Annotated in this window: 28 protein-coding genes and 1 pseudogene; 7 read left to right on the top strand and 22 right to left on the bottom strand. The window is 70.7% G+C overall.

From position 1 onward, the window contains the following. Positions 1-44: 44 nt before the first annotated feature. Both ACWJIO_RS06765 and ACWJIO_RS06770 read right to left on the bottom strand, forming a co-directional pair. Positions 45-161: a Photosystem I reaction center subunit IX gene (locus tag ACWJIO_RS06765; RefSeq protein ID WP_480312276.1), complete on the bottom strand. Its 117-nt coding sequence runs from the start codon at positions 159-161 to the stop codon at positions 45-47. 11 nt (positions 162-172) lie between these two features. Then, positions 173-670: a Photosystem I reaction center subunit III gene (locus ACWJIO_RS06770; RefSeq protein WP_480312277.1), complete on the bottom strand. Its 498-nt coding sequence runs from the start codon at positions 668-670 to the stop codon at positions 173-175. Positions 671-778: 108 nt separating this feature from the next. On the opposite strand from ACWJIO_RS06770, the gene tsaD reads away from it, so the two are divergent. Both tsaD and ACWJIO_RS06780 read left to right on the top strand, forming a co-directional pair. Further along, the gene (gene tsaD / locus ACWJIO_RS06775) at positions 779-1,834 is read left to right on the top strand and encodes a tRNA (adenosine(37)-N6)-threonylcarbamoyltransferase complex transferase subunit TsaD (RefSeq protein WP_480312278.1); all 1,056 of its coding nucleotides are present in this window, start codon (positions 779-781) and stop codon (positions 1,832-1,834) included. Between the two features lie 190 nt (positions 1,835-2,024). Beyond that, positions 2,025-2,189: a high light inducible protein gene (locus ACWJIO_RS06780; protein ID WP_480312425.1), complete on the top strand. Its 165-nt coding sequence runs from the start codon at positions 2,025-2,027 to the stop codon at positions 2,187-2,189. Positions 2,190-2,196: 7 nt separating this feature from the next. Here ACWJIO_RS06780 and ACWJIO_RS06785 read toward each other — a convergent pair whose 3' ends face one another. Continuing rightward, positions 2,197-3,258 carry a type IV pilus twitching motility protein PilT gene (locus ACWJIO_RS06785; protein WP_480312279.1) on the bottom strand — a complete coding sequence of 354 codons (1,062 nt, stop codon included), beginning with the start codon at positions 3,256-3,258 and terminating at the stop codon, positions 2,197-2,199. Between the two features lie 304 nt (positions 3,259-3,562). Here ACWJIO_RS06785 and wecB point away from each other — a divergent pair, with 304 nt between their 5' ends. Further along, positions 3,563-4,681 carry a non-hydrolyzing UDP-N-acetylglucosamine 2-epimerase gene (wecB, locus tag ACWJIO_RS06790; RefSeq protein WP_480312281.1) on the top strand — a complete coding sequence of 373 codons (1,119 nt, stop codon included), beginning with the start codon at positions 3,563-3,565 and terminating at the stop codon, positions 4,679-4,681. 19 nt (positions 4,682-4,700) lie between these two features. On the opposite strand, the gene ACWJIO_RS06795 is transcribed toward wecB, so the two are convergent. Beyond that, positions 4,701-5,927: an efflux RND transporter periplasmic adaptor subunit gene (locus ACWJIO_RS06795; RefSeq protein ID WP_480312283.1), complete on the bottom strand. Its 1,227-nt coding sequence runs from the start codon at positions 5,925-5,927 to the stop codon at positions 4,701-4,703. 54 nt (positions 5,928-5,981) lie between these two features. Here ACWJIO_RS06795 and ychF point away from each other — a divergent pair, with 54 nt between their 5' ends. Further along, positions 5,982-7,073 (top strand): redox-regulated ATPase YchF, encoded by a 1,092-nt coding sequence (gene ychF / locus ACWJIO_RS06800; RefSeq protein WP_480312285.1) that lies wholly within the window; start codon positions 5,982-5,984, stop codon positions 7,071-7,073. A gap of 85 nt (positions 7,074-7,158) precedes the next feature. Next, the gene (locus ACWJIO_RS06805) at positions 7,159-7,380 is read left to right on the top strand and encodes a hypothetical protein (RefSeq protein WP_480312286.1); all 222 of its coding nucleotides are present in this window, start codon (positions 7,159-7,161) and stop codon (positions 7,378-7,380) included. Here ACWJIO_RS06805 and ACWJIO_RS06810 read toward each other — a convergent pair. After that, positions 7,352-8,605, bottom strand: coding sequence for an MFS transporter (locus ACWJIO_RS06810; RefSeq protein ID WP_480312287.1), 1,254 nt, complete (start codon positions 8,603-8,605; stop codon positions 7,352-7,354). The genes ACWJIO_RS06805 and ACWJIO_RS06810 overlap by 29 nt on opposite strands. Positions 8,606-8,625: 20 nt before the next feature. Between ACWJIO_RS06810 and ACWJIO_RS06815 the strand changes: the two genes are divergently transcribed. After that, positions 8,626-10,227, top strand: a complete 1,602-nt coding sequence (locus ACWJIO_RS06815) for an alpha/beta fold hydrolase (protein WP_480312289.1) — start codon at positions 8,626-8,628, stop codon at positions 10,225-10,227. Between the two features lie 10 nt (positions 10,228-10,237). Here ACWJIO_RS06815 and ACWJIO_RS06820 read toward each other — a convergent pair whose 3' ends face one another. The 14 genes from ACWJIO_RS06820 to ACWJIO_RS06885 form a co-directional block, all read right to left on the bottom strand. After that, positions 10,238-11,269 carry an ABC transporter permease gene (locus tag ACWJIO_RS06820; protein ID WP_480312292.1) on the bottom strand — a complete coding sequence of 344 codons (1,032 nt, stop codon included), beginning with the start codon at positions 11,267-11,269 and terminating at the stop codon, positions 10,238-10,240. Further along, positions 11,266-12,894 (bottom strand): ABC transporter substrate-binding protein, encoded by a 1,629-nt coding sequence (locus ACWJIO_RS06825; RefSeq protein WP_480312294.1) that lies wholly within the window; start codon positions 12,892-12,894, stop codon positions 11,266-11,268. The genes ACWJIO_RS06820 and ACWJIO_RS06825 overlap by 4 nt, the downstream gene beginning before the upstream one ends. Before the next feature lie 100 nt (positions 12,895-12,994). Then, positions 12,995-13,207, bottom strand: coding sequence for a hypothetical protein (locus tag ACWJIO_RS06830; protein ID WP_480312296.1), 213 nt, complete (start codon positions 13,205-13,207; stop codon positions 12,995-12,997). A gap of 281 nt (positions 13,208-13,488) precedes the next feature. Further along, the gene (locus tag ACWJIO_RS06835) at positions 13,489-14,850 is read right to left on the bottom strand and encodes a homoserine dehydrogenase (protein WP_480312297.1); all 1,362 of its coding nucleotides are present in this window, start codon (positions 14,848-14,850) and stop codon (positions 13,489-13,491) included. Positions 14,851-14,881: 31 nt separating this feature from the next. Further along, a complete protein-coding gene (locus ACWJIO_RS06840; RefSeq protein WP_480312298.1) occupies positions 14,882-15,316 on the bottom strand; it encodes a SufE family protein in 435 nt (144 codons plus the stop codon). Between the two features lie 4 nt (positions 15,317-15,320). Continuing rightward, positions 15,321-15,854: a hypothetical protein gene (locus ACWJIO_RS06845; RefSeq protein WP_480312299.1), complete on the bottom strand. Its 534-nt coding sequence runs from the start codon at positions 15,852-15,854 to the stop codon at positions 15,321-15,323. A 27-nt stretch (positions 15,855-15,881) separates the two neighbouring features. Then, positions 15,882-16,067 carry a hypothetical protein gene (locus tag ACWJIO_RS06850; RefSeq protein ID WP_480312300.1) on the bottom strand — a complete coding sequence of 62 codons (186 nt, stop codon included), beginning with the start codon at positions 16,065-16,067 and terminating at the stop codon, positions 15,882-15,884. A 71-nt stretch (positions 16,068-16,138) separates the two neighbouring features. After that, positions 16,139-16,780 (bottom strand): 5-formyltetrahydrofolate cyclo-ligase, encoded by a 642-nt coding sequence (locus ACWJIO_RS06855; protein ID WP_480312301.1) that lies wholly within the window; start codon positions 16,778-16,780, stop codon positions 16,139-16,141. A gap of 11 nt (positions 16,781-16,791) precedes the next feature. Further along, on the bottom strand, positions 16,792-17,274 hold the full coding sequence (gene ruvC, locus ACWJIO_RS06860; RefSeq protein ID WP_480312302.1) for a crossover junction endodeoxyribonuclease RuvC: 483 nt from the start codon (positions 17,272-17,274) through the stop codon (positions 16,792-16,794). Positions 17,275-17,286: 12 nt separating this feature from the next. Beyond that, positions 17,287-18,375, bottom strand: coding sequence for a magnesium chelatase ATPase subunit I (bchI, locus tag ACWJIO_RS06865; RefSeq protein ID WP_480312303.1), 1,089 nt, complete (start codon positions 18,373-18,375; stop codon positions 17,287-17,289). Further along, complete coding sequence (locus ACWJIO_RS06870; protein WP_480312426.1) at positions 18,372-19,817, bottom strand: DUF3370 domain-containing protein; 1,446 nt, start codon at positions 19,815-19,817, stop codon at positions 18,372-18,374. The genes bchI and ACWJIO_RS06870 overlap by 4 nt, the downstream gene beginning before the upstream one ends. Before the next feature lie 2 nt (positions 19,818-19,819). After that, a complete protein-coding gene (locus tag ACWJIO_RS06875) occupies positions 19,820-20,926 on the bottom strand; it encodes a serine hydrolase (RefSeq protein ID WP_480312304.1) in 1,107 nt (368 codons plus the stop codon). Between the two features lie 27 nt (positions 20,927-20,953). Further along, positions 20,954-21,745, bottom strand: a complete 792-nt coding sequence (locus tag ACWJIO_RS06880) for an RNA methyltransferase (RefSeq protein WP_480312305.1) — start codon at positions 21,743-21,745, stop codon at positions 20,954-20,956. Then, positions 21,742-22,119 carry a c-type cytochrome gene (locus tag ACWJIO_RS06885; protein WP_480312306.1) on the bottom strand — a complete coding sequence of 126 codons (378 nt, stop codon included), beginning with the start codon at positions 22,117-22,119 and terminating at the stop codon, positions 21,742-21,744. Before ACWJIO_RS06885 ends, ACWJIO_RS06880 begins: the two co-directional genes overlap by 4 nt. Before the next feature lie 135 nt (positions 22,120-22,254). Between ACWJIO_RS06885 and petG the strand changes: the two genes are divergently transcribed. Continuing rightward, the gene (gene petG, locus ACWJIO_RS06890; protein ID WP_186700639.1) at positions 22,255-22,368 is read left to right on the top strand and encodes a cytochrome b6-f complex subunit V; all 114 of its coding nucleotides are present in this window, start codon (positions 22,255-22,257) and stop codon (positions 22,366-22,368) included. 78 nt (positions 22,369-22,446) lie between these two features. Here petG and ACWJIO_RS06895 read toward each other — a convergent pair. From ACWJIO_RS06895 to ACWJIO_RS06905, 3 genes and pseudogenes are all read right to left on the bottom strand, one after another. Then, positions 22,447-22,935: pseudogene (locus ACWJIO_RS06895) on the bottom strand (RsmD family RNA methyltransferase); the annotation flags it as partial. Further along, positions 22,932-23,576, bottom strand: a complete 645-nt coding sequence (gene hisH, locus ACWJIO_RS06900) for an imidazole glycerol phosphate synthase subunit HisH (RefSeq protein WP_480312307.1) — start codon at positions 23,574-23,576, stop codon at positions 22,932-22,934. The gene hisH and the pseudogene ACWJIO_RS06895, both read right to left, overlap by 4 nt. Continuing rightward, positions 23,573-24,583 carry an LOG family protein gene (locus ACWJIO_RS06905; RefSeq protein ID WP_480312308.1) on the bottom strand — a complete coding sequence of 337 codons (1,011 nt, stop codon included), beginning with the start codon at positions 24,581-24,583 and terminating at the stop codon, positions 23,573-23,575. The genes hisH and ACWJIO_RS06905 overlap by 4 nt, the downstream gene beginning before the upstream one ends. Between the last annotated feature and the right edge of the window lie 61 nt (positions 24,584-24,644).

The raw sequence follows: 24,644 nt of genomic DNA on the forward strand, positions 1-24,644 counted from the left end.
ATCTGAGGGTCAGTCCAGGAGGGGCTGACGGCTGACGGGTCGCTTCAGAGGGGATGAAGGATCAGGTCGGGGAAGGCGCGAAAGATCTCAATGGTGAGGCCGGCCGTGAAGGTGAACCAGATCGCGGCAACGACGGGGGCGGTGGAGAGGAATTTCTTCATGGTTCCAGGAATCAGCGGGGGGAAACGGTCACTTTGGAATCGGCTTCAATCATCTTTCCGCCGGCGAACTCGCCGAAGGCCGCCAGGGGCCAGACGGCAGCCGCGAGAGTGGATTTGAACGCCAGAGGGATGTCGATCTGGATTTCACGCATCGTGGCGTCCTTGCTGCCCCGGATCGCGATCAGGTAGGAGCGGCCTGCCCAGCCGATCGTGCCTGCGATGTAGAGGAAGAGCAGGCCTGGGATCAGGAAATCACCGGCATGGCTGAAGCGGCCGTCCACGATCAGGCGGGGCAGGCCATCATCACCGCAGAGAGCCTGGCTGTAGGCGTTGAACCGTGACTTGGCCTGGTCGGTCTGGGCGGCTGAGGCCCGCTGCTGGAAGCGGGAGCTCTCGGCACAGGGGGTCAGGCCGGCCACCGAGTCCGAGGCCGAAGCCACGGGCGCAAAGCCGATGAGCAGAAAGGCCGAAAGCAGAACCGCACACAGGCGGGGGAGAAGACGTCGCATGGAAAGCCTGGGTAGAAGCCGGGAAGAGTGCCCTGCGGAGCCCTGCATCGGCGTGGGGCCGCAGGGCAGGATGTCACTCGCGGACAGTAGGGGAGCTCCCCGGGTGCCATGCCAACGGTTCTGGCCCTCGAAACAAGTTGTGACGAGTCAGCGGCTGCGATTGTGCGCGATCGCACGGTGCTGGCCAGCGCCGTGGCCTCCCAGGTGGAGGAGCATGCCCGCTGGGGTGGCGTGGTGCCCGAAATTGCCTCCCGACGCCATGTCGAGGCGCTGCCGGCCCTGATCGATCGCGTCTGCCGCCAGGCCGGCCTCGGCCCCGCCGCCATGGATGCCATCGCCGCCACTGCCACCCCTGGACTGCTGGGGGCCCTGCTGGTGGCCTCGCTCACCGGCCGCACCCTGGCCCGGCTCCATGGCCGGCCCTTCCTGGGCATCCATCACCTGGAGGGTCATCTCTGCTCGGTGCAGCTCGGCGATCCGCTGCCGCCAGGGCCCTACCTGGTGCTGCTGGTCAGCGGCGGGCACACGGAGCTGATCCAGGTGAGCGGCCCCGGCCTCTACCGGCGGCTGGGGCGCAGCCACGACGACGCGGCCGGCGAGGCCTTCGACAAGGTGGCCCGCCTGCTGGAGCTGGGCTATCCGGGTGGACCGGCCATACAGGCCGTCTCGGGCCCGGGCGATCCCCATCGCTTCGCCCTGCCCAAGGGCAGGGTGTCGAGGCCGGAGGGCGGCTACCACCCCTACGACTTCAGCTTCAGCGGGCTCAAGACGGCGATGTTGCGGCTGGTGCGGTCGCTGCAGCAGAGCGGAGAGCCGCTGCCGCTGGCCGACCTGGCCGCCAGCTTTGAGCAGGTGGTGGCGGAGGTGCTGGTGGAGCGCAGCTGCCGCTGTGCCCGCGACCTGGGCCTCGGCACCCTCGTGCTGGTGGGCGGCGTGGCCGCCAACCGGCGGCTGCGGGCCCTGCTGCAGGAGCGGGCCAGCCGCGATGGCCTGCAGTGGCGGGTGGCACCCCTCCCCTTCTGCACCGACAACGCCGCCATGATCGGGGTGGCGGCCTGTCAGCGCCTGGATCTGGGCCAGACCAGCTGCGCCAACCTCGGCGTGGCCGCCCGCTGGCCGCTAGAGCAGGCGGACAGGCTCTATGAACCTGTGGCCTGTTTCTGAGGCCTGTTGCTGACGGCGGCAGGCTCTGTCGTGTGTGGATCGAAAGGCCGACAGCCCAGCGGGCCTATCCTGAAGAGAGAATTGGCGGTTACCCATGGCCCCCGCAGACGCTGAAATGGCCAGCGAACCAGGGGGTGGGGCCGCAGCCGAGCTTGCAGCTGGGCCAGAGGCTGCGGTTGGGCCAGGGGCCATCGCTGAAACCGAGCCCGGCCATGAGCCGGTGAGCCCCACCGAGCTGAACGCCTGGCGGCGCGGCTTCACCCCTCAGGCCGAAATCTGGAACGGTCGTCTGGCGATGCTTGGCCTGTCAGTGGGCCTCACGGTGCTCCTGCTGGCACGGCTGGCCATGGGCTGAGCCCGCATCAGGTTCTGCCCCTGAAGGCCTGGGCCAGTTCGTTGGGCCTGAGGCTCTGGGCCAGGGCATCGGTTGGCTCCACCGTGCCGGCATTCACCAGATCCAGCAGCGACTGGTTGATGGTCTGCATGCCGTCGAAGCGGCTGCGCGCCATGATCTCCTCGATCGCATCGAGTTCGCCGCGCTGGATGTAATCCCTGCAGGCATCGGTATTCAGCAGGATGTCCAGGAAGGCGGTGCGTTGACCGCCCTTGGTTTTGATCAGGCCCTGGGATACAACAGCGAGCAGCGATTCAGACAGGGCCCGTCTGACGCTCTCCTGCTCGGTGGGGGGATAGAGCCCGAGAACCCGTTCCACTGTTTTGACAGCAGAGTTGGTGTGCAGCGTGCCGAACACCAACTGGCCCGTCTGGGAGGCCTCGATCGCTGTGGTGAGGGTCTCGCGGTCGCGGATCTCGCCAATCATGATCACGTCTGGGTCTTCGCGCATCGAGGCCCTCAAGGCGCGTTGAAAGTCCTTGGTGTGCTGCCCTACTTCACGCTGGCGGATCAGGCTGCACCGGCTTTCATGCACGAATTCCACCGGATCCTCGATCGTCAGGATGTGACGCGGCATGGTGCTGTTGATCCAGTCCACCATCGCTGCGAGGGTGGTGGATTTGCCGGAGCCTGTCGGCCCCGTCACCAGCACCATCCCCTTGGGTCGGGCGCAGAGCTCCTGCAGCACTGCCGGCATGGCGAGCTCTTGGAGGGTGGGGATCAGGCGCGGGATCAGGCGCAGCACCATGGCCGGGCCCCGTTCGGCCGTCAGCAGGTTGATGCGCAGGCGGGTGAAGTCGAAGCAGTGGGAGCCGTCGTAGTCCTTGCCGGCTCGAAAGGCCTCGATCTCATCGGGGCGAAGCAGTTCGGCCAGCCAGGCCGCGAACAGGGCCTCATCCGTTGGCGGCCAGCCCGTTGAGAGGATGTCGCCCTGGCAGCGGTAGCGGGGCTGCTCACCCACGCCGAGATGCACATCGGAGCAGTTGCGGGCGTGGGCCAGTCGCACCAGGTCCTCCAGATTCGAGGGCATGGGCCCCAGGTCTTTGGCCAGCCAGGAGGGCGCGCTGGCGGGGCCGGCCAAGCCGGCTGCTCCCGCGGTCGGCGGGGCCGGCGGCGGGTTCAGGTGGCCCGAGCTGAGGGTCTCACCCCCTGGGGAGATGGCCGGCGAAGACGACGGAGACCACGACATGGCAGGCAGGCGGGGGGGACACCCCAGAGCGAGGACGAGCAGACCATCGAGCCGGGCCGGCCGACTCGCCCCAAGCCTCGCAGCGCTTGGGCCGTCTGTCAGCTTTCGAGCCGGTTCCTAGGATCCCGCCGTCCGCAGGCCCGCCTTGACCAAGCCCCTCGTGAGCATCGTGCTGGGCACCAGGCCTGAGGCGATCAAGCTGGCCCCTGTGATCCTGGCGTTCCAGCAGGCCCACGACTTCCGCACCCGGGTGGTGCTCACCGGCCAGCACCGCGAAATGGTGAGCCAGGTGATGGAGCTGTTCGCCCTCACGGCCGACCACGACCTGGCCCTGATGGCACCGCAGCAGACCCTCACCCACATCACCTGTGCCGCCCTCGAGGGCCTCAAGCGGGAGTTCGCCGAACATCCTCCCGATCTGGTGCTGGTGCAGGGCGACACCACCACCGCCTTCGCCTCGGCCCTGGCCGCCTTTTACGCCCAGATCCCCGTGGGGCACGTGGAGGCCGGCCTGCGCACCGACAACATCTTTGATCCCTTCCCGGAGGAGGCCAACCGGCGACTGATTTCCCAGCTGGCCCAGCTCCACTTCGCCCCCACAGAGCAATCAGCCGCCAACTGCCGGGCCTCGGGGGTGGTGGGCCGCATCCTCACCACCGGCAACACCGTGATCGATGCCCTGCTGCAGATGGCCGAACGGGCCCCGGCCTATGGGCTCGAAGGCCTCGACTGGCAGCGGCAGCGGGTGATTCTGGCCACGGTGCACCGGCGCGAAAACTGGGGTGAACGCCTGCGCGAGATCGGCGAAGGCTTCCTGGCGGTGCTGGAGCGCTTCCCCGACACGGCCCTGCTGCTGCCGCTGCACCGCAACCCCACGGTGCGGGAGCCCCTGCAGGAGCTGCTCGGCAGTCATCCGCGGGCCTTCCTCACCGAACCGCTTGACTACGACGAGCTGGTGGCGGCGATGCGGGGCTGCACCCTGGTGCTCAGCGATTCCGGCGGGCTGCAGGAGGAGGCGCCCGCCCTGGGCAAGCCGGTGCTGGTGCTGCGGCGCACCACCGAACGGCCCGAGGCGATCCAGGCCGGCACCGCCAAGCTGATCGGCACCGCCAGCAGCGACATCCTGGCCGAGGCCTCAGCCCTGCTCAGTGATGCGGCGGCCTATGAGGTGATGGCCCGGGCCCATAACCCCTTTGGCGACGGCCTGGCCAGCGGCCGGATCGTGGCGGCGGCGCGGCAGTTCCTGACCGACCAGGCCGCCTGAGCCGGCGCGGGCCGCGCCCTCAGCGCCTCTTGTTCGACCAGGGCGGCAGGTCGATGAACACCCTGGTGCCGGCTTCCAGGCCGGAGAGGATCTGGGTGTCCTTGCCGCCGCTGATGCCCAGCTCCACCGGCTGGAACAGGGGCTGGCGGTCCTTGTCCACCAGCAGCACGCCGGGGCGGCCGTCCTCGGTCACGATCGCCACGGTGGGTACCAGGGTCTCGGCCTGCACCCTGCCTGTTCTGAAGTCCACGTCCGCGGTCATGCCGATGCGCAGATCGGGCTGGGGCTCGAGGAAGCGCAGCACCACGTCGAAGGAGGTCACGTTGTTCAGCTTCACCGCCCGGGGGGTGATCCGCTTCACCACCACCTCGAAGCGGCGGTCCGGGAAGGCATCCACCCGCACGCTGGCCTCCTGGGCGAGCCGGATGCGGCCGATGTCGCTCTCGGGCACCTTGGCCACCACCTCGAGCCCCTGGGCCAGCTCCACGATCGAGGAGCTGGTGGCGCCGGCCGTGGCCGAGGCGGCGGTGGTGGGGGTCACGAAGGAGCCTGGATCGGCGAAGCGCTGGGTGATCACCCCGGCGAAGGGAGCCCGCACGATCAGGTCGGCCTGCTCCACCTTGCGGGCCGCCAGGCGCTGACGGGCAGCTTCCACGGCAGCCTCATCCACCAGGAAGGTGCTGCGCACGGTGTTGAAGTCGCTGAGGCTGATGGCGTTTTCCTTGAACAGCTCTTCGTTGCGCTCGAGCTCGCTGCGGCTGCGCACCATCTGGGCCTGGGCCGACTGCAGCTGGGCCCTGAGCTCATTGAGGCGGTCGGCGAGATCGCCGCTGTCCATGCGGGCCAGGGCCTGGCCGGCCTGCACCTGGTCGCCCTCCTCCACGAACAGCTCCTGGAGCACGCCCTGCCGTTTGGGGCTCACGTTCACCCGCTTGACGGCCTCCAGCTCCCCGGAGGCACTCACCACGCCGGGCAGGTCCCCGGACTGGGCCAGCACGGTGTAGGGCTCAAGGTTGGCCGACGCCGCGTTGCGCTGGCGCTGCCACACCACCCCTGCCGCCAGCACGAGCACGATGGCCACGCCGGCCACAGCCCAGAGGCGCCGCCGTTGCCACCACCTGGATGCCGGGGCAGGGGAGCCTGAATCGCCGTTCTGAGCGGGTTCCGGAGCGTCGGTGGAGGGATTGGAGTCGGCCGGAGTCCTGGGCCGGCGGGGGGTGAGGATCGGAATCGGCCTGGCCAGCATCTGCCCCCAGTCTCGCGGCCGAGGGGGCCGGGCTGCGGCCCGTAGATTTCCCCCATGCTCAAAGCCGGAATCGTCGGGCTGCCCAACGTGGGCAAGTCCACCCTGTTCAACGCCCTGGTGGCCAACGCCCAGGCGGAGGCGGCCAATTATCCGTTCTGCACGATCGAGCCCAACAGCGGCGTGGTGTCGGTGCCGGATCCCCGCCTCGATCAGCTGGCCCAGCTGAGCCGCAGCAAGGAGATCGTGCCCACGCGGGTGGAGTTCGTGGACATCGCCGGCCTGGTGGCGGGGGCCAGCCAGGGGGAGGGGCTGGGGAACAAGTTCCTGGCCAACATCCGCGAGGTGGACGCCATCGTGCACGTGGTGCGCTGCTTCGAGGACGACGACGTGATTCACGTGTCGGGCTCGGTGGGGCCTGAGCGGGATGCGGAGGTGATCAATCTGGAGCTGGGCCTGGCCGACCTCAGCCAGGTGGAGAAGCGCCGGGACCGCCTCAAGAAACAGGTGCGCACCAGCAAGGAGGCCCAGCAGGAAGATGCCGTGCTGGAGCGCATCCAGACGGAGCTGGAGGCCGGTGGGGCCGCCCGCAACCTCGACATGAGCCCCGAGGAGCTGGCCCTGGTCAAACCGCTCGGTCTGCTCAGTGCCAAGCCGATCATCTACGCCACCAATGTGAGCGAGAACGATCTCGCCGGCGGCAATGCCTATGCGGAGGCCGTGGTGGCCCTGGCCGCCCGGGAGCGTGCCGAAACCGTGCGCATCTCCGCCCAGGTGGAAGCCGAGCTGATCGAGCTGCCCCTGGAGGATCGCGCCGAATTCCTCGAGGGCCTCGGGGTGAGCGAGGGGGGCCTGCAGAGCCTGATCCGCGCCACCTACTCCCTGCTGGGCCTGCGCACCTACTTCACCAGCGGCGAGAAGGAGACCCGCGCCTGGACGATCACTGCCGGCATGACCGCTCCCCAGGCGGCCGGAGTGATTCACACCGATTTCGAACGGGGTTTCATCCGCGCCCAGACCATCGGCTGCGGCCAGCTGCTGGAGGCCGGCTCCCTGGCGGAGGCCCGCACCCGGGGCTGGCTGCGCAGTGAGGGCAAGGACTACGTGGTGGTCGAGGGGGACGTGATGGAGTTCCTGTTCAATGTCTGAGCTGATGCACACCGCCAGGCAGCCTCCCTGGCGGGGGGCCTAGGGCCTTGCATCGGTCAGAATCAAGACCCCAACGGAGGACACCATGAGCCAGACATCACGTCCGGGCGGGGCGGCCCCCGAGAAGGCCCAACCTGCCGGCCCTACTCCGGATCTCCCCGCCGACCATCCCCATAACTTCGACGCCCAGAAGGAGCTGCACCGCAAGATCCGCAACGATCCCGACTACGACGACTGGGAGTACGGCACGGAACCGCTGCCCCATGAGGCCTGGGCCCTCAGGCAGCCTCCAGAGCCCGCGGCCTGATCCGCTGCACCAGCAGCTGTCCCGCCAGGCATAGGGCCGCTGCTGTGAACCACACCCCCACACCGTGCCCCTGGCGGTCCAGGGCCAGGCCCGCCAGCAGCGGAGCCGTGAGGGCACTGAGGGCGAAGCACTGGGAGAACAGGGCCATGGCCAGACCCCTGTGCTGGGGCGGGGTGATCTCCACCACGGCCTCGCTGGCCACCGGCAGAAAGGCCGCCTCGCCGAAGGCCAGGGGGATCTGGGCCACCACCACCAGCACCAGGCCAGCCCCGCTCAGGGCTGAGGCCCCCAGCAGGGCTGTGCCCAGGGCGAAGGCGGCCAGGCTCAGCCCCAGCCCCACCCGCACCGGGCGCCGGGCCAGGGCCTGCCCCACCGGCCACTGGATCAGCAGCAGCAGGCCCAGCTTCAGGCCGATCAGCAGCGCCCCCAGGCTCTCTGGCAGCGCCTGACGCGCCAGGCCGCCCCGCACCAGGTCCAGCGGCAGGGCGCTCTGCATCAGGGCCGGCAGGGCGGTGGCCAGCAGGGCCACGGCCAGCACCGGCAGCAGCGGCCGCCACCAGCCGCTGCCGAGCTCCAGGCCGCTGCCAGCGGGGCGCCGCTTCGGGTTGGGCAGCGGCCGCAGCACCAGCAGCACCGCCATGGCGACGAGGCAGACCATGTCCACCCCGTAGATCCAGCGCAACTGGCCGGCTGCGGCCAGGCCGGCCCCCAGCAGCGCCCCGGTGGCGATGCCGGCGGCGTCGGCGCTGCGCACCAGGGCATAGCCGCGGGCCGACGGGATGGTGTGGGCCCCCTGCTGGCAGCTCAGGGGCACCGCCAGTTCAATCGCCGGCCAGTAGAGCCCCATGGACACGCCCATCAACAGCTGACCCTGCAGGTAGGCCGGCAGGTCGAGGGCTCCCAGCAGGCGCCCATCGGCCAGCAGGGCGGTGAGGGCCGCCAGCAGCACGGGGACTGAGCAGTTGAGGCCGCGATCCAGCAGCCAACCGCTCAGAAAACGCCCTCCCGTGCCGGCCAGGGCTGCCAGGGCGACCCCCTGGGTGACGCTGGCGGCGCTGAAGGCCTGCTGATGAAACACCATCGGCGTGAGATAGAGCACGCCACCGGCCCCGATCGATCCCACCAGCCGCACCCAGGCCACTTCGCGCAGCGGCGCGGGAAACTGGAACCACCAGCCCCGACGCCGCGGCGTCCCCTCCGTTGCCCGCTCGGCCTCTGCGATCACCTGCTCGTTGCCTGCCGGGGTTGCTGGCCAGTCTGCTGGTGCTCTCCCCCGCCCTGGTGTCTGCCCTCGCCCCCCAGCCCGTGATTGCCTCAGGGGAGGTGGTGGTGGAACTGGATGGGCTGAAGCTGCCGATCGATCTCGATGAACTGGCGGCCTGGACCCTGCAGCCGGACCGTCAGAGCGGCAGCCTCGGCCTCTGGCTCAACCTGCTCGATGCGGAGTCGAGACAGGGGCTGATCAGGTTGTTGCGGGCCCCCGTGCTGCAGGACCGCGGCTTCGGCCTCCAGCTGCTGAGCAGCTGGACCGGGGAGCCGATGCTGCGCGAGGTGGGGGGTCTGATCACCACCGCCGCCGGCGAGAACACCGGCGTGCTGCTGCTGGAGACCCTGCAGCAGTTGCTGGAGCGCCAGAGCACGATCACCACCCTCGACCTGCTGCAGGCCCTGCCTCCAGAGAGCCTGAATCTGCGCATCGATGGCCTGCTGGACCTGGCCGCTGACTGGCGGCGCCAGCTCCAGGGCCAGGAGCGGGCGATCCAGCGGCTACGGCAGCTGCCGTTGCCCAGGCGCAGCTCCCGCAGCCTGCTGATCGGCCGCCAGCAGCTCGGGGCCCCCCAGCAGATCCGGCTGACAGTGGCCCACCGCTCCGAGCCCCTGCCCCTGGAGCTCTGGCCGGCCCGGCGGGCCAAGCGGGGCCCCTGGCTGCTGCTGATGCCCGGGCTGGGCGGCAACACCGAGCAGCTCAGCTGGCTGGCGGCGGCCCTGGCGGAGCGCGGCTGGCCGGTGCTGGTGATCGAACATCCCGGCAGTGACGAGCAGGCGGTGCAGGCCTCTCTGCGGGGGGAGGGCCCACCACCCGGCGCGGAGTCCCTGCCCGACCGGCTGGCGGATCTACAGGCCGTGCTGACGGCACGCCGCGAGGGCAGCCTGCCGTCGCTGGGTCCGCAGCCCTCAGGGGAGGACGGCATGGTGCTGATCGGCCACTCCCTCGGGGGCCTGGCGGCCCTGATGGCCGCGGGCCTGGTGCCTGAGCAGGGGCTGAGGCAGCGCTGTCAGCAGGCCCTCTCCTCTCTGCCGGTGACGAATCTCTCGCGCCTCCTGCAGTGCCAGCTCCCGGACATCACCGGCGATGGCGCCAGCAGTTCCTTTCCAGTGAGCGGGTCGTCACTGCCGGACGCCATCCCCCTGCGGGGGGTGATCACCTTCAACGGCTTCGGCAGTCTGCTGTGGCCCAGTCGCGGCCTGGCCGACCTGGCCGTGCCGGTGCTGGTGGTGGGTGGCAGCCTCGATCTGGTCACCCCGCCGGTGACCGAACAGCTGGGCCTGTTCAGCGGGTCCGGTGATCCCCGCAGTCGCCTGGTGGTGGTGGATGGGGGGAGCCATTTCTCACCGGTCCGGCTGGCAGGACAGGACGAGCCCCTGTTCCGTCTCGGCGACCAGTTGGTGGGGGAGAAGCCCGAGCGGGTGCAGGAGCTTCTGCTGGCCCTGACGATCGAGTTCCTGGAGAGCACGCAACATCCCTCCCTGCTTTCCCCCCAGCAGCGCGAACACAACGGCATCACGGGCTATGTGCTCGATCCCGGTCAGGCCGAACGCTGGCGCCGCTCCATCAACAGCCCCTGAGCTGAGGGGCTCAGAAGCGGATGCGGGGATCCAGCAGGGCGACGAGCACGTCCACCGTGACCGTGATCAGCACCACCAGGGCCGCCACCACCACCACGATGCCCTGCACCAGGGGGTAGTCGCGCTGGCTGATCGCCTCCTGCAGCCGGTAGGCGATCCCGGGCCACGAATAGGTGACCTCGATCAGCAGGGCACCGCCGATCAGGGAGGCCACGGTGATGCCCGTAATCGTGAGCACCGGCAACAGGGCATTGGGCAGGGCATGGCGCAGGATCACCCGCGCCTCTCCCAGGCCCCGGCTGCGGGCTGCCTCCACATAGTCGCTGCCGAGGCTGCGGCGCAGGTTGAGGCGCAGGGCGTTGGCGAAGATGCCGCTCAGCAGCAGTGCCAGGGTGCCGGCCGGCAGGGTGAGGTGCCGCAGGGTGCCCTGCAGGGCCTGCCACTGGCCGCTGGCCAGGCCGCTGCGCAGGCTGTCGAACAGATAGAAACCGCTGCCCTCCGGGGGCAGCAGGGTGGGGGGGAAGCGGCCACCCACCGGCAGCCAGCCCAGCCACACGGCAAACACCAGCTGCAGCACCATGGCGGCCCAGAAGGGGGGCAGGGCATAGGTGCCGATGCCGTAGAGCCTGCCGCTCAGGTCGAGTTTGCCCTCGGGGCGGGCGATCCCGGAGAAGCCCACCGCCAACCCCACCACGGCGGCCAGCAGCAGGGCCACGCTGCCCAGCTCCAGGCTGGCCGGCAGGGTCTGACCGATCACGCCGCTCACGGGCTCCTGGTTGGTGAGGGAATCGCCGAGATCGCCGCGCAGCAGACCGCCCAGAAAGTGGCCGTACTGGTGCAGCAGGGGCTGGTCGAGGCCGAGGCGGCTGCGCAGGGCGGCCCGGGCGGCCTCCGGGGCGCGGGTGCCGAGCAGGGCGTCGATCGGATCGCCGGGGGCCAGCCGCAGCAGCAGGAACACGAGGGTGGCGATCAGCCACAGCATCACCGGGGCCAGGGCCAGCCGGGCCCCCACGTACTGGACCAGGGCGCGGCGGCGGCTCATCGGGCTGCCCCCACGGGCCCAGCCCCCGCCGGCGCCAGGGCCTGGAGCAGCAGGCGCCCGGAGCCGTCGAAGCGGGGCTGGCTCACCCCGGGCTGGGCCCAGGCCTTGGGCGACACCAGCCAGAGGGGCACATAGGGGTTGGCGGCGGCCGTGATCCGCTGAATCCGCTGCAGCACGGCATGGCGCTCCTCGCCCTGGCTGCTCTCACTGCGGCGCAGCAGGGGCTGCAGCCCTGGCTGCGCCCAGAAGCTGCCGCTGGCGGCGCTGGCGCCCTCGAGGCAGCGCTCCCCCTCCTCCTGGCTGCAGGCCAGCAGGGGGATCAGGTAGTTGTCGGCGTCGGGGAAGTCGCCCATCCAGTCGAGCAGGATCAGGGTGAAGGCCCCCTCGCCGAGTTGGCGGTAGGCCGTGGTGGATTCCATGCCGCTCACCTCCAGCCGCACACAGTCGCCCAGATCCTGCTGCAGCTGGGCCTGCCAGGTGAGGGCGAAGAGACGGTCGCTGGGGATGTTGGAGCGGAAGGTGAGCGGCAGGGGCAGCTGCTTGCCCTGGCAGTAGCCCGCCTGGCGGTAGAGCGCCCGGGCGCGCTCAGGGTCGTAGCTCACCCAGGCGGTGGGATCGGAGCCCGGCAGGCTGGGCGGCACCAGCTCCCGCAGGGGAGCGCGCAGGCCCAGGGTGACCCGCTCACTGATGGTGGTGCGATCCAGGCTGAGGGCCAGGGCCTCTCTCAGCCTGGGGTCGTCGAAGGGGGGCTGGTCGCTGAGCAGGGTGAGGTAGCTGATCTCCAGCGCCGGGCCGCTGCTCTCCTGCAGCTCGCCGCGGCGGGCGCGGCTGCGCAGGGCGGCCTGCTGGTCGATCTCCAGGCTGGTGGAGAGCAGCACGTCCACCTCGCCGCTGATCAGGGCACCGAACAGGGCGGTGGAGTTGCTGAGGGAAACCAGGTCAAGGCCGTCGTTGGCCGGCTGCTCACCCCAGTAGCCCTCGAAGGGCTCCAGCCGCTGCTGCTGCTTGCTGAAAAAGGTGAGCCGGTAGGGGCCGGTGCCCACGAAGCGGTCGTTGAGCAGGCTGTCGCCGTGCTGGCGGTAGGCCGTGGGGGAGAGCGGGGTGAGGGCCACGGCGCTGAGCAGCTCCGCCAGGGGGGCGAAGGGCTCGCGCAGCTGCAACTCCAGGGTGTGGGAGTCCAGGGCGCGCACACCGCTCACCCGGTCGCCGAGCAGGTAGCTGAGCTTGCCGATGGCCAGGAAGCGCTCGAGGCTGAACACCATGGCCGCGGCATCGAACGGGGTGCCGTCGTGGAAGCGCACACCGCGGCGCAGGGCAATGGTGGCAGTGCGGCCATCGGCGCTCAGCTGCGGCCGCGCCAGGGCCAGCCTGGGCTCCAGCTCGCCCGTGGCGCTGACGGCATAGAGCGGATCACCGAGGGCGCTCAGCAGCTGCATGGCGCCGAAGGTGAAGGCTCCGGCTGGGTCGACGGTGTCAACGCGGTTCCTGCTGGCCACCACGAGGCGCCCGGGCACCACCTCGGGGTCGGCGCCCACCCCTGAACCGTTGCCCTGACGCGGGAGACAGCCCGCGAGGGCCACGGCCAGCGAGGTGATCAGCAGCCCGCTGATGAGCCGTTGCGGCAAGGGTCCGATGCGTCGGGCCGACACCGTCAGCGCAGCGGCGGAGCGCTGGCCCCGCTGCAGAGGATTGGGGTCACACGGGTCGTCGGCGGTCGGCGCTCATTCAAGAGCGGTGGGGCCTGGCAGGGTGCACCTGTTGCAGGGAAATTTCAAACACTTCCGAACCGTGGCGGGCCAGGGGCCAGCGCCGCAGCCAACAGCGGTCGTGATGATCGTCCACGCCGATCACTTGGTAGAGCTGCTCATCGGAATCAAGCTGAACGCAGTCCCCCTGATGGGGAATGGTGGTGGGCTTGAGGCAGGAGATGGCCGTCATAGGGGAGGTGACGTCAGGTTCTGGAACTGGGAACGCAGGGTCGGAGAGATGGAACTGGGCCCATGCTGCGAAACGGGTCCAGGCTGAAATGTTCGTGGTGATACCAACGCCTGCTGGGGTGCGGAGACGCGGATCAAGGAGGGGTCTGCCCGCTGGGGCGGGATGTGCCGTTCAGGGTCCCTTCGGATGCGGGCACTCTGGCGCCTTGACCCCACCGGACGCCAGGGGCGGGCCATTGGCGTGTCTGATTGACGTGATCAGCCGCCTGCCCCGCCAGGGGGCTAGAGGGTGCGCAGGCAGGCGGCCACCTGGCGGACCTCCGGCAGGGCCTCGATGGCATCGAGAGCCTGGCGGAAGCGGGCCTCCAGCACTTCATGGGTGATCACCACGATTTCGGCACTGCTTGCCTCGCCCGCAGCACCGGAACCCTCGCCGGCGTACTGGACGATCGACTGGATCGACACGCCAGCCTGACCGAAGCAGCTGCCGATCTGGCCGATCACCCCCGCCTGGTCGCTGGTGCGCAGCCGCACGTAGTTGCGGTGGGTGGTGAGGGCGCCATCCACGAGGGAGCACTGGCGCCAGTTGCCCGCCGCCAGCAGGGGATCCAGCCCGCCGCCCTGGGTTCCCGATCCGCCGCCGGTGGCCTGGCGGATGCCGGCGATATTGAGAATGTCGGCCACCACGGCCGAGGAAGTGGGTCCAGCTCCGGCCCCGGGCCCGTAGAACATCACCTGGCCCACGGGGTCGCCCTCCACCAGGATGGCGTTGTTGACTCCGTTCACGCCCGCCAGGGGATGGCCCTGGGGTACCAGGGTGGGGTGCACGCGCACATCGAGCTGCAGGCCCGCCGGGGTGGTGTCGGCTGGCTCCGGCGGCTCACTCCCCACCCGTTGGGCCACGGCCAGCAGCTTCACCACGAAGCCGAGCCGGGCGGCGTAGTCCACGTCCCGGGCGTCGAGCTGGTCGATGCCCTCGGTGGGAATGGCCTGGCGGGGCACCGTGCCCCCGTAGGCCAGGCGCGTGAGGATGGCGATCTTGTCGGCGGCATCACCACCCTCCACGTCGGCGGCGGGATCGGCCTCGGCGTAGCCGAGCCGCTGGGCATCGGCGAGCACCTCGCCGTAGGCGGCCCCCTCGGCCGCCATCCGGCTGAGGATGTAGTTGGTGGTGCCGTTGATGATCCCGCTCACCCGCTGGATGCGGTTGCCGCCCAGGGATTGTTTCAGCGGTTCGATGATCGGGATGCCGCCGCCCACGGCCGCCTCGATCAGCACATACACCCCCTTCTCGGCGGCCGCGGCGGCGATCTCATCCCCATGCCGGGCGATCACGGCCTTGTTGGCGGTGACCACTGCTTTGCCGGCGGCGATCGCCCGCAGGATCAGGCTGCGGGCCGGCTCCAGGCCGCCCATCACCTCCACCACGATGTCCACGGCTGGGTCGTCGACCACGGCCTCCGGGGTGGTGGTGAGCAGCCCTGGCGCCAGGCTGAGGGGCCGGGGCCGCTCCAGATCGCGCACGGCGATGCGGCGGAGCTGCAGATCGGCCACCAGGGGGTGGCGGCCCTCAGGGGTGCTGAGGATGCTGGCCACACCGGCTCCCACCGTGCCCAGACCGAGCAAGCCGATGCCGATGGTCATGCCGTGCACTGCGAAACCGCGATCCTAGAAATCAGGCCCCCAGGGCTCCGGCCTGGGCCTGCATCAGCTTGAGGATGTTCAGAAAGCCGTTGGCCCGCGACGGCGTCAGGCTGGTCTGCAGCCCGGTGGCGGCGATGAAGCCGGGATCGATGGCGGCGGCCTGCTCGGGGGTGAGCCCCTCCATGGCCTGGATCAGCAGCGCCAGCAGCCCCTTGGTGATGGCCGCGTCAGAGTCGCCCTGCCAGTGCAGGCGGCCCTCCTGGAGCGTGCCCACCACGTACACCTGGGACACGCAACCCTTCACCTTGAAGGCGTCGGTGCGGAAGGCCTCGGGCAGGGGCTCGAGCTTCTTGGCCAGCCAGAGCACGTACTCGTAGCGGCGCCTGGGGTCGGTGGTGCCGGCCAGGCGCGCCACGATCTGATCGAGGGCGGGGCTGCCCGTGGCCCCGGGGGTGGGCTCGGCCATTCAGTCAGCGGCGGCGACGCAGGGCCAGCATGGCGGCTGCGCCCCCACCGATGGCGCTCATGCCCAGCAGCCAGCCCGTGGAGGGCCGCAGGGCCAGGGGACGGATCGGGCGGCTGGGGACGCTGGGCTCAAGGCCGGGGGCCGGCGTCTGGGATCCCGGCAGTTCCAGGTAGTCGCGGTGGCCAGGGCCCCGGTCCACCTGCACCTCCCAGTCGGGGCTGGCCTGGCTGGGCAGGCTGAAGCGCAGGCGCCCCTCACCGTCGGTGCGGCCCACTTCGATGGGCTCGCCACCGGGGGGCATCAGCCGAACGATGGCGTCATCGGCCGGTTCCCCGGTGCCGAAACGGCTCTCCAGCAGGAAGTCGTTGTTGAGGGCGGTGACGCGATCGAGGCTGCTCTCAATGGCATGGGCCCGGGCCGGCGGGGCACCGGCGGCAGCCCCAAGCGCCAGGGCCGTGGCGGCGACCAGGGCCGGAGCCAGGCAGCGCAGCGAGGCGGTGGGTCGCCAGCGGGCGACAAGCTCAGAGACTGCAGCCATGGGGTCCAGAGGCGAGGAACAAGGAGCTCAGGAATCCTGCCAGCGGCTGTCACGGCTCTGGCCCGCCTGCACCATCCGCACCATCGAGCTCACCATCATCGAGAGAGCGTCGTTGGTGTCGCCCCGGCCGGCCAGCTCGGAGGCGAGCACGCGATCGGCGGCACTCGGGGCCGTGGCAGGGGCGGTGGCGGACAGCTTCACAGACAGATTCACAGAACTCAGTGTTGCCGTTGGCGGAATCCTCGCAAATCCCTCCCGTAGGTGCGCCGCCTGCCGAGGCTTTGTCAAGGTTTGTCGTGACCGTCCAGAGGCCTGTCGCCCAGCCAGTGCACACCCAGCTCCGTGAGCCAGCCATCCAGGGGCACATCCCAGGGATTGGTGGGCAGGCGGTCGCAGAGGCAGCCGGAGGGCAGCACGGCCAGGGCAGGCACCCGCCGCCAGGACTCCTGGTGGCGCAGCCGGTCGTACCAGCCGCCGCCGTAACCCAGCCGCACCCCCTGCCTGTCGATGGCCAGGGCCGGCACCAGCAGCAGCGCCAGGGCTTCGGGCTCCAGGCGGCCCGCCCGCTCCAGCGGGGCCTCGATGCCGCAGGCATCGGCGGCCAGGGGTTCCCCCGGCTGCCAGGGCCGGTAGTCGAGGCGCCCGTCGGCAATGGCCGGCAGGGCCAGGTGCCGGCACCAGGCGGGGGTTGCCGACAGCAGCGGGCGCAGGTCCGCCTCCCCTGCCAGGGGCCAGTAGAAGCCCAGCCGGCCACGCCTCGCGCCCAGAACAGCGGCTCCGTCCTCCTGCGGGGAGGAGCCGGCCTGGACCAGCAGTGCAGCCAGCTGTGCTTGCAACCCCGCGCTGCAGCCGGGCAGCAACTGGCGGCGGTGGGCCCGGAACCAGGGCCTGAGAACTTCTTTGCCGGCTCCATGGGGCAGCTGCATCTCGGGCCGCCTCAGCGCTGGAACCAGCCCGTGAGCGCCGCGGCCAGGGCATCGGCGGCATCATCCGGCCGGGGCGGAGCCTCCAGGCAGAGCTCGCGCATGACAGCCTCCAGCACCTCCGCTTTGTCGGCATGGCCATTGCCGGTGAGGGCCAGCTTGATCTGCATCGGCGGCAGCTCCACCACCGGCACCCGGAAACGGGCCAGGGTCATGATCACCACGCCCCGGGCCTGGACCACGGCGATCGTGGTGCTGGAGCGGTAAAAGAAGAACTTCTCCACCACGGCCAGATCCGGCCGCCAGGTGCGCAGCAGCTGCCTCAGATCGCCGGCGATCTCCACCATCCGCTCGCCTTCGCTGCGCCCCGGGGCCGTGCGCACGATGCCGCAGTCCAGCAGCTGCTGCCTGGGCTCCCCCGCGGGGCCGGACTCCTCCACGTCAATCACGCCGTAGCCCACCCTCGCCAGCCCGGGGTCGATGCCGAGGATGCGCACAGCCGCGGCCGCCTAGGCCGCCAGGGCCAGTTCGAACTGACTGCGGTCGCTCGGCTCGGCCCGCTCGAACACCTTGCAGAACACCTTCACCACCCGATCGCCCGAGTCGATCTGCTCCAGGGGGTCCTTGCGCAGGCGGTGGCGCAGGCAGCAGGCCACCACCCGGGCCACGTCGTGGTCGTCCACGTCGGTGCGCCCCTCAAAGGCGGCCAGGGCCCTGGCTGCCCGGTTGGTCACGATGTCGCCGCGCAGGCCATCCACGTTGAGATCGCCGCAGATGGCGGAGATGCGGATGCGCAGGTCATCGTCGATGCGCACCTGGGACAGACGTTTCTGGGCTTCCACCACCCGTTCCTGAAGGGCGTCCTGGCGGGTCTGGACGGCGTCGTTGAAGCCGTCGGGGTCCTGGTCGAAGGCGGTGCGCTGGTCCACCACCTGCACCCGCAGCTCCGGATCGCGCACGGTGCGCACCTCCACACTCATGCCGAAGCGATCCAGCAGCTGGGGCCGCAGCTCGCCCTCCTCGGGGTTGCCGGAGCCGATCAGCACAAAGCGGGCCGGGTGACGCACGCTCACCCCCTCGCGCTCCACCGTGTTCCAGCCCGACGCCGCCGAATCCAGCAGCACGTCCACCAGGTGGTCGTCGAGCAGGTTCACCTCGTCGACGTAGAGCAGGCCGCGGTTGGCCTTGGCCAGCAGGCCGGGCTCAAAGGCCCGCACCCCCTCGCTGAGGGCCCGCTCGATGTCGATGGTGCCGCAGAGCCGGTCTTCGGTGGCCCCCAGGGGCAGATCCACCATCGGCACCTGGCGCTGCTCCACCGGCAGCTGCTCGCCGGCCTCGGCCCGCTGGCGCACCTCGGCGCTCTGGAGGTCGGGATCCTCCGGAGAGCTGTTGTAGGGATCGCCTTCCACCACGGGAATGCCGGGCAGCAGATCGGCCAGGGCCCGGATCGTGGTGCTCTTGCCCGTGCCCCGGTCGCCCATGATCATCACGCCGCCGATGCGCGGGTCGATCACATTCAGCAGCAGGGCCAGCTTCATCTCCTCCTGGCCCACGATCGCGGTGAAGGGGAAGACCCGGCGCTTGCGGGCTTGCGTCACGGTTGGCTGCTGGCTGGGGTCGGAGGGGATTGTTTCACAGGCAACAGGCTGAGCACCTGGGGCGGAGTGGCATCGGCGGGGTAGATCAGGCGCACCCGCAGGTTGCGCTGGGCTCCAGGAGCCAGGCTCACCGTGCCCAGGGCCGGCCCCTCCTCGCCGGCGCGCTGCACCAGGTGAAAACGACGGCGGCTGCTGGGCCGGCCCCCCGGGCCATCGAGCCCGCTCACTTCGATCGGGCCGCGGAACATCACTGCCCTGGAGGGGGTGACGTTGAAGCGCAGGCCCCCCTGGGCCTGGTCGCCCTTGATCGGCGATTCCAGGGCCAGTTGGAGTGTCACCGGGTCGGGGCTGGTGTTGCGCAGCGGCAGCGTGATGTCGTATTCCACGCCGTAGTTGCCGTGGGCGGCCCAGGCGGTGCCCGGGTAGAAGGCCTTGAGCTCGGCGGTCTGGATCTGGTCGGTGCCGAGGCTGCCCCGATCCAGCGACGCGATCGGCCAGGAGATCGGCGCGGCGGAGGCGCTGAGCCAGCGCTGGCCCGGATCGGTGATCGTGCCGCGCCAGGTGCTGCCGATCTGCACCCCGGCGACGCGGGAATAGATGATCCGGCCCTTCGCCCCCCGGGGGGTGGGGGTGTGTTCCTTGGGGCTGAGGCCGCCATCGAGCAGCTTGGCCCAGGTGTCCGCCGGCGGGGGGGCGTCGTTGGGGCCGAAGGCGGCCAGGGTGGCCAGGCTCACCGGGCCGCTGCTCTGCAGCCGCAGCTGCAGGTTGCGGCCGTTGAGCAGGGGATCGAGGCCGCGCACGGGCAGGGGCAGCACCAGCAGGGTGCTGGGGCTGCCGGCGGGGAGGGTCCACTGGCGCGGAATCTCCGGGCTGACGGTGCGGGCCAGCAGCTCGGTGGCCACCCGGCTGCCGGGGCCGGCATAGGCCGGGCTGGTGGTTTCCGCCAGCAGCGGCGGCAGGGGCAGGAAAGGAGCTCCCGCCATGGCCGGATCGAGTGACTGGGAGAGGGCGGTGGACCCCCCCAGCAGGGTGAGCGTCACAGGCGCCGCACCCCGGGGCTCGGCCACCACCGCCAGCCAGAGGGTGGAATCGTGGGCCTCCGGCTTGCCGGCATACACGTGGTGACTGAACAGGTCGAAGCGGCCGCTGAGGGGCACATCCAGGTGGGCCTCCGGCACGGGACGGCCGCTGGCCGCAAAGGTGGAGATCAGGATGCCCGGCCCCGTGATCAGTTCGGGGTTGTTGTCGTTCACCACCAGCACCGCATCGAGCCCGCCCGGCAGCGGCGCCACGGTCTGGGGCCTGAGCAGGGGCCGGGGGGGCTCCGCCGCCGCAGGAGCGGCTGGGGCTGGGGCGGCTGGAGCTGGGGCCGGTGCTGCGGCCCCCAGGAGCAGGGCGCTGGCGCCGCTGACGGTGAGCAGGGAACGGATCAGAGAGGTCATCGTCATCGGCGGCCCACGAGGGTTTTGGCGGCCTCAGCGGCCATGGAGCGGATCAGATCGGCGGAGCGGGGGTCGTTGAACGGCCCCTTCACCATGAAGGCGGCCACGGCGCGCTGGCCGGTGGGCAGGTGGATCAGGGCGGCGTCGGAGTAGGCGATGCCGATGTCGCCGGTCTTGTTGTAGGCGGTCACGCCGAAGCTGAGCAGTTCGCTGTCGGGATCGGCAGCGTCCTTGCCGAGGCCCTGGAGCAGGCCCAGGGGGATCAGGGTGTCGGTGCGGGAGGTGGCCATGATTTCGCGAAACAGATCCCTGGCCCGGGGGCTCAGTTTCTCGCCCGTGTCCACCAGGGCGATCGAGCGGGCCAGATCCCGGGCACTTGTGGTGTTGGTGCCATCGAGATCCGGCAGCCAGTTGTTCACGACTGTGGCGGGCAGTCCGAGAGCCTGAAAGCGGGTGTTGAGGCTGGTCTTGCCCCCCAGCCGTTGGATCAGCAGGTTCGTGGCGCTGTTGTCACTCACCCGGATCATCTCGGTGGCCGCCTCGAAGAACGGGAAGCGGGTGCCGACGGGCTTGCTGGCCATCCAGCCGGCGCCACCGCCCACCAGCTCCTTGGTGAGGGGCAGGGGCTCGTTCCAGCGGATCTTGCCGCTGTCCACGTCCTCCAGGCCTGCCAGCAGGATCGGAGTCTTGATCGAGCTGGCCGCCGGCAGGGGCTGATCCGCCGCCAGCTGGGCGAAGCGGCCATCGTCCAGCACCAGCAGAAAGCCGCTGGCCTGCAGACCGTTCTGGGCCGCCGCCAGCTGGGCCCAGCTCTTGCTGAGGGCAGTGAGCTCCTGCTTCGGCACGAAGCGTCCCGGCTCGAGGGCTTTCCCGGCTGGGGGTGCGGCCGCTGGGAGGGCGCCTGGCGTGGTGGCAGAACCGCCAGGGGCTGAGCCCCCACTGGCGGTGGGGATGGGGAGGGTGCCGTTGGCCACGTAGGGGGCCAGCAGTTTCAGGCCCGTGCCCGCCAGAATTCCAAGACCCACCCCCATCACGGTGAGCCGCAGCAGCAGCCGCAGCGGTTGTCCCCAGCCCGCGCGGGGGGCCTGGGGGGGGCGGCCAGCAGTCAACGCAGTTCGGAACGGATGGCCCCGACGCTAGGGGGCTGTCTTGCCCTTGCCCGCCGGGGGGATGGCGCCCTGTTGGCTGGCCCAGCGCAGCTGGCGGACCATCCCCCGCAGCAGGGCGGTGTCCTCGCTGGTGGGGGTGGCGCGCTGCAGCAGGGCGCGCAGCTTGGCCATCCGGGCCCGGGCGGTGTGGGGGTAGAGGAAGCCCACGGCCAGGAGCAGGGACTCGGCATCGCCGAGCAGATCCTCGAGCTCGCCGCGGCGGCACGGTTCCAGGCTGGCCTGGCTTGCCGCCGGGGTGTCCCCGAGACCGCGCCAGGCCTGCAGGGCCAGGGCCACCGCGTGGGAGAGGTTGAGGGAGCGGTAGGGGGTGGCGGTGTCCAGTTGCAGCAGGCAGCCGGCCTGCAGCAGTTCGTCGTTGCTCAGGCCCCGGTCCTCCCGGCCGAACACCAGCGCCACGAGCTTGTCCGGCGGCCCATCGGCCAGCCAGGTCAGGGCCGGAATCGCCCCCAGCAGCGGCAGGGGCTCCCCCTCGCCGCGGCCGCTGGTGGCGACCACCCGGTGGCAGTCGGCCAGGGCTGCCGCCAGGTGGGGGAACACCCGGGCCCGCTCCAGGTGGGCCACCCCGTGCACGGCCATGCGGCGGGCCTCCTCGCCGAGGGGATCGCAGCGGGGGGCCACCAGCCGCAGTTCCTGAACATCGAAATTGGCGCAGAGGCGCGCCACGCTGCCCACGTTGAGGGGGCCGGCCGGCTCCACCAGCACCACCGCCAGCGGCGAGCCCCCTTGCCGGGGATCGCTCGCCTCGGGGGACCGCGTCACACCAGACCGTTCAGGTAGGCCAGCAGATCCGCCATGGCCTGGGGTTCGGGCTGGAAGCGCGGCATCGGCGGCGTGCGGCCACTCACCACCTGTTGGATCAGCTGGCGCTGGTTCTTGCGCTGGGACACGCCGTGCAGGTCCGGGCCCACCAGGCCCTGGGCGGCAATGCCGTGGCAGCCGCTGCAGTTGAGCCTGAACAGCTGGGCCCCGTGCTCCACCGACCCCCGCAGTTCCAGGGTCTGGCGGGTGTAGGGGTCCCGGCTGGAGGCCGGCAGCACCAGCAGGGCCACCACCACGCAGGCCGCCGCCGCCGCCAGCACGAGGGCCGCCACCAGGCCCCGGGGGATGGAGGGTTGGGCGATCTGGCCGGTCATCGAGGCGGGTGGGGGCTGCAGGACAGGAAAGCGGGTCTAGGGGAGTGGCGAGGCAGGATCAACGTTGCCATTGCCTTCCCCAACAATGGCGCTGCCCATGGGAAGATTGTGGACTTAGGCCTGTTCCGCGTCCCCATGATCGAACCCCTGCTCTGCGGCATCGTGCTCGGCCTGGTCCCCGTGACGCTGCTGGGTCTGTTCGTGGCCGCCTGGAACCAATACCGCCGCGGCAGCGCCCTCGACGCCTGACAGGCTGCAGGGACTCAGAATCAGCACGCTGGTGGAGCCGTAGCGCCGTAGCTGAAGCACGGACCATGCCAGCGGCACGGCAGGTGGATCGTCGCTGGAGCATTCCAGCAGCAGCTTGCCCTCGCTGTTGAGCCAGCCCCCCGTAGCGATGGCCTCGGCGATGGCTGGGTAGAGCCCGGCCCGGTAGGGCGGATCGGCGTAGATCAGGTCGAAGGGCTGGCCCTGGCAGCCCCGCTGCAGCCAGCGGAGCACCTCGCAGCAGTGCACCTGCGTCTGGCCAGGGCCGGGTCCAGCCGCCGGCAAGCCGCCCCGCACCAGCTCCAGGTTGCGCCGGGCCAGGCCGGCCAGGCGGCGGTCCTGCTCCACGGCCGTCACCAGCTGCGCGCCGCGCTGCAGGGCCTCGCAGGCCATGGCGCCGCTGCCGGTGCAGAGGTCCAGCCAGCGGCAGCCGGCCAGATCGGGGGCCAGGTGATTGAGCACGGCCTGCCTGACCCGCGACGGCGTCGGCCGGGCCCTGGCGCCCGCAGGACTCTCGAGCTTGCGGCCGCCGCTCAGGCGCAGGCTCACGGTGCCGGCTCCACGCCACGGGGCTGCTGCAGCCAGTGCAGCCAGCGCCGCAGCATCGCCTCACCCGCCGCCGCCGACTTCTCGGGGTGGAACTGGCAGGCGGCGATCGCTCCCTGCCACACTGCCGCGCTCACCAGTTCTCCCGCCACGCTCACCCAGGCGGTGGTGCAGGCCGGGTCCAGGGGATCCGCGGCGTAGGAGTGCACGAAATAGACCCAGGCCTCGGGGGATGCGGCGGGCAGGAGCGGACTGGCCCGGCCCGGCACCAGCGGCTCCCAGCCCATGTGGGGGATCGGATGGCCCGGCTTGCGGGGCAGGGCCCGCACCCGGCCGGGGATCAGCCCCAGGCCCCGGGCGCTGCCCTCGTCGCTGGTCTCGAACAGCAGCTGCAGGCCCAGGCAGATGCCCAGCAGGGGGAGCCCTGCGCCGCACCAGTGGCGGGTGGCGGCAGCGAGCCCGCTGCTCTCCAGCCGTTCCATGGCCGGATCGAACGCCCCCACGCCCGGCAGCACCAGCCCGTCGCAGCCCTGCATCTGCTCGGCGGCCTGCACCGGCACCACCACAGCCCCCAGGCGCTCGAAGCCCCGCTGCACCGAGTGCAGGTTGCCCATGCCGTAGTCGATCAGGCCGATGCGCGTCATGGCGGCTCCTGGCCCGGCAGCTCCATCGGGAGGTCCGCGGGGAGGTCCAGTCCATTGAGGCTATCGATCAGCTGGTACAGCCGCCCCATCCGCCGCCTGTCGAAGTGAAAGCGCAGACAGGGGCGCAGGAAGCCGCGCTCGTCGATGCTTTCGGCGGCCTGAATGCTGCCCTGGTCCACCAGGTCGTCGTAGGCGAGGTTCAACTGGCGGAGCTGGTCTGCCGTGAGGGAGGCGTTGAGCAGCAGCTCCACCCGGTCTCCCTGCAGGGCGGCGGCGTGGAAGCGGCGGTAGAAGCGGCCGATCTGGGCCATGGCGGCCTCGGCGCTGTCGGTGAGGAACAGCAGGGAGGTGTCCTCCGGGGAGATCAGCCCCCGTTCCTGCATGGCGGTGAGGCTGTGGTCCTGCCAGCTGAGCCAGAAGGGGTCGTCCGGGGCAGCCAGCAGCACCAGGGGGATCGGAGGGGTGCGACCGGTCTGGATCAGGGTGAGCGACTCGAACAGTTCGTCGAGGGTGCCGAAGCCGCCGGGCAGCACCACCAGGGCATCGCTCTCGCGCAGGAAGAACAGCTTGCGGGTGAAGAAGTAACGGAAGTGCAGCAGCCGGCCATCGCAGCTGCTCACGATCGGATTGGGATGCTGCTCGAAGGGCAGATCCACGTTGAGGCCGATGCTGCGCTCACAGCCCGCGCCCCGGTTGGCCGCCTCCATGATGCCGCCGCCGGCGCCGGTGATCACTTCAAAGCCTGCGGCCACGGCGGCTTCGGCCAGCTGCTGGGCCAGCTTGTAACTGGGATCATCCACCTCGGTTCGGGCCGAGCCGAACACGGAAACCTTGCGCACGTCCCGGCGCGGACGGAACACCGCCAGGGCTTCGCTGATGTCCGCCAGGGTGCCCTCGACGATCCGCCAGGCCTCGGGCTCCTGTTCCTGGCGGCAGATGTCCAGCAGTGACACCAGGGCCCGGTCAATCAAGCGGCGCTGGGGGTGGCCCTCCCTCACGGCCGCCATGGCATCCAGGGGACTGAGACCACCGCCCCGGGTGGCGGCCTGGATGGGCTCGCGGCGGATC

This window comes from Paraciimarium castrense LEGE 11436, assembly GCF_056633055.1.

Coding starts and splice junctions, on each gene's coding strand:
- ychF (WP_480312285.1), top strand. CDS start 5,982: ATGCTCAAAGCCGGAATCGTCGGGCTGCCCAACGTGGGCAAGTCCACC.
- ACWJIO_RS06830 (WP_480312296.1), bottom strand. CDS start 13,207: ATGACGGCCATCTCCTGCCTCAAGCCCACCACCATTCCCCATCAGGGG.
- ACWJIO_RS06835 (WP_480312297.1), bottom strand. CDS start 14,850: ATGACCATCGGCATCGGCTTGCTCGGTCTGGGCACGGTGGGAGCCGGT.
- petG (WP_186700639.1), top strand. CDS start 22,255: ATGATCGAACCCCTGCTCTGCGGCATCGTGCTCGGCCTGGTCCCCGTG.
- ACWJIO_RS06785 (WP_480312279.1), bottom strand. CDS start 3,258: ATGCCCTCGAATCTGGAGGACCTGGTGCGACTGGCCCACGCCCGCAAC.
- tsaD (WP_480312278.1), top strand. CDS start 779: ATGCCAACGGTTCTGGCCCTCGAAACAAGTTGTGACGAGTCAGCGGCT.
- ACWJIO_RS06805 (WP_480312286.1), top strand. CDS start 7,159: ATGAGCCAGACATCACGTCCGGGCGGGGCGGCCCCCGAGAAGGCCCAA.
- hisH (WP_480312307.1), bottom strand. CDS start 23,576: ATGACGCGCATCGGCCTGATCGACTACGGCATGGGCAACCTGCACTCG.
- ACWJIO_RS06820 (WP_480312292.1), bottom strand. CDS start 11,269: ATGAGCCGCCGCCGCGCCCTGGTCCAGTACGTGGGGGCCCGGCTGGCC.
- ACWJIO_RS06840 (WP_480312298.1), bottom strand. CDS start 15,316: ATGGCCGAGCCCACCCCCGGGGCCACGGGCAGCCCCGCCCTCGATCAG.
- ACWJIO_RS06855 (WP_480312301.1), bottom strand. CDS start 16,780: ATGCAGCTGCCCCATGGAGCCGGCAAAGAAGTTCTCAGGCCCTGGTTC.
- ACWJIO_RS06885 (WP_480312306.1), bottom strand. CDS start 22,119: ATGACCGGCCAGATCGCCCAACCCTCCATCCCCCGGGGCCTGGTGGCG.
- ACWJIO_RS06845 (WP_480312299.1), bottom strand. CDS start 15,854: ATGGCTGCAGTCTCTGAGCTTGTCGCCCGCTGGCGACCCACCGCCTCG.
- ACWJIO_RS06765 (WP_480312276.1), bottom strand. CDS start 161: ATGAAGAAATTCCTCTCCACCGCCCCCGTCGTTGCCGCGATCTGGTTC.
- ACWJIO_RS06870 (WP_480312426.1), bottom strand. CDS start 19,817: ATGACCTCTCTGATCCGTTCCCTGCTCACCGTCAGCGGCGCCAGCGCC.
- ACWJIO_RS06905 (WP_480312308.1), bottom strand. CDS start 24,583: ATGGCGGCCGTGAGGGAGGGCCACCCCCAGCGCCGCTTGATTGACCGG.
- ACWJIO_RS06770 (WP_480312277.1), bottom strand. CDS start 670: ATGCGACGTCTTCTCCCCCGCCTGTGTGCGGTTCTGCTTTCGGCCTTT.
- ACWJIO_RS06795 (WP_480312283.1), bottom strand. CDS start 5,927: ATGCTGGCCAGGCCGATTCCGATCCTCACCCCCCGCCGGCCCAGGACT.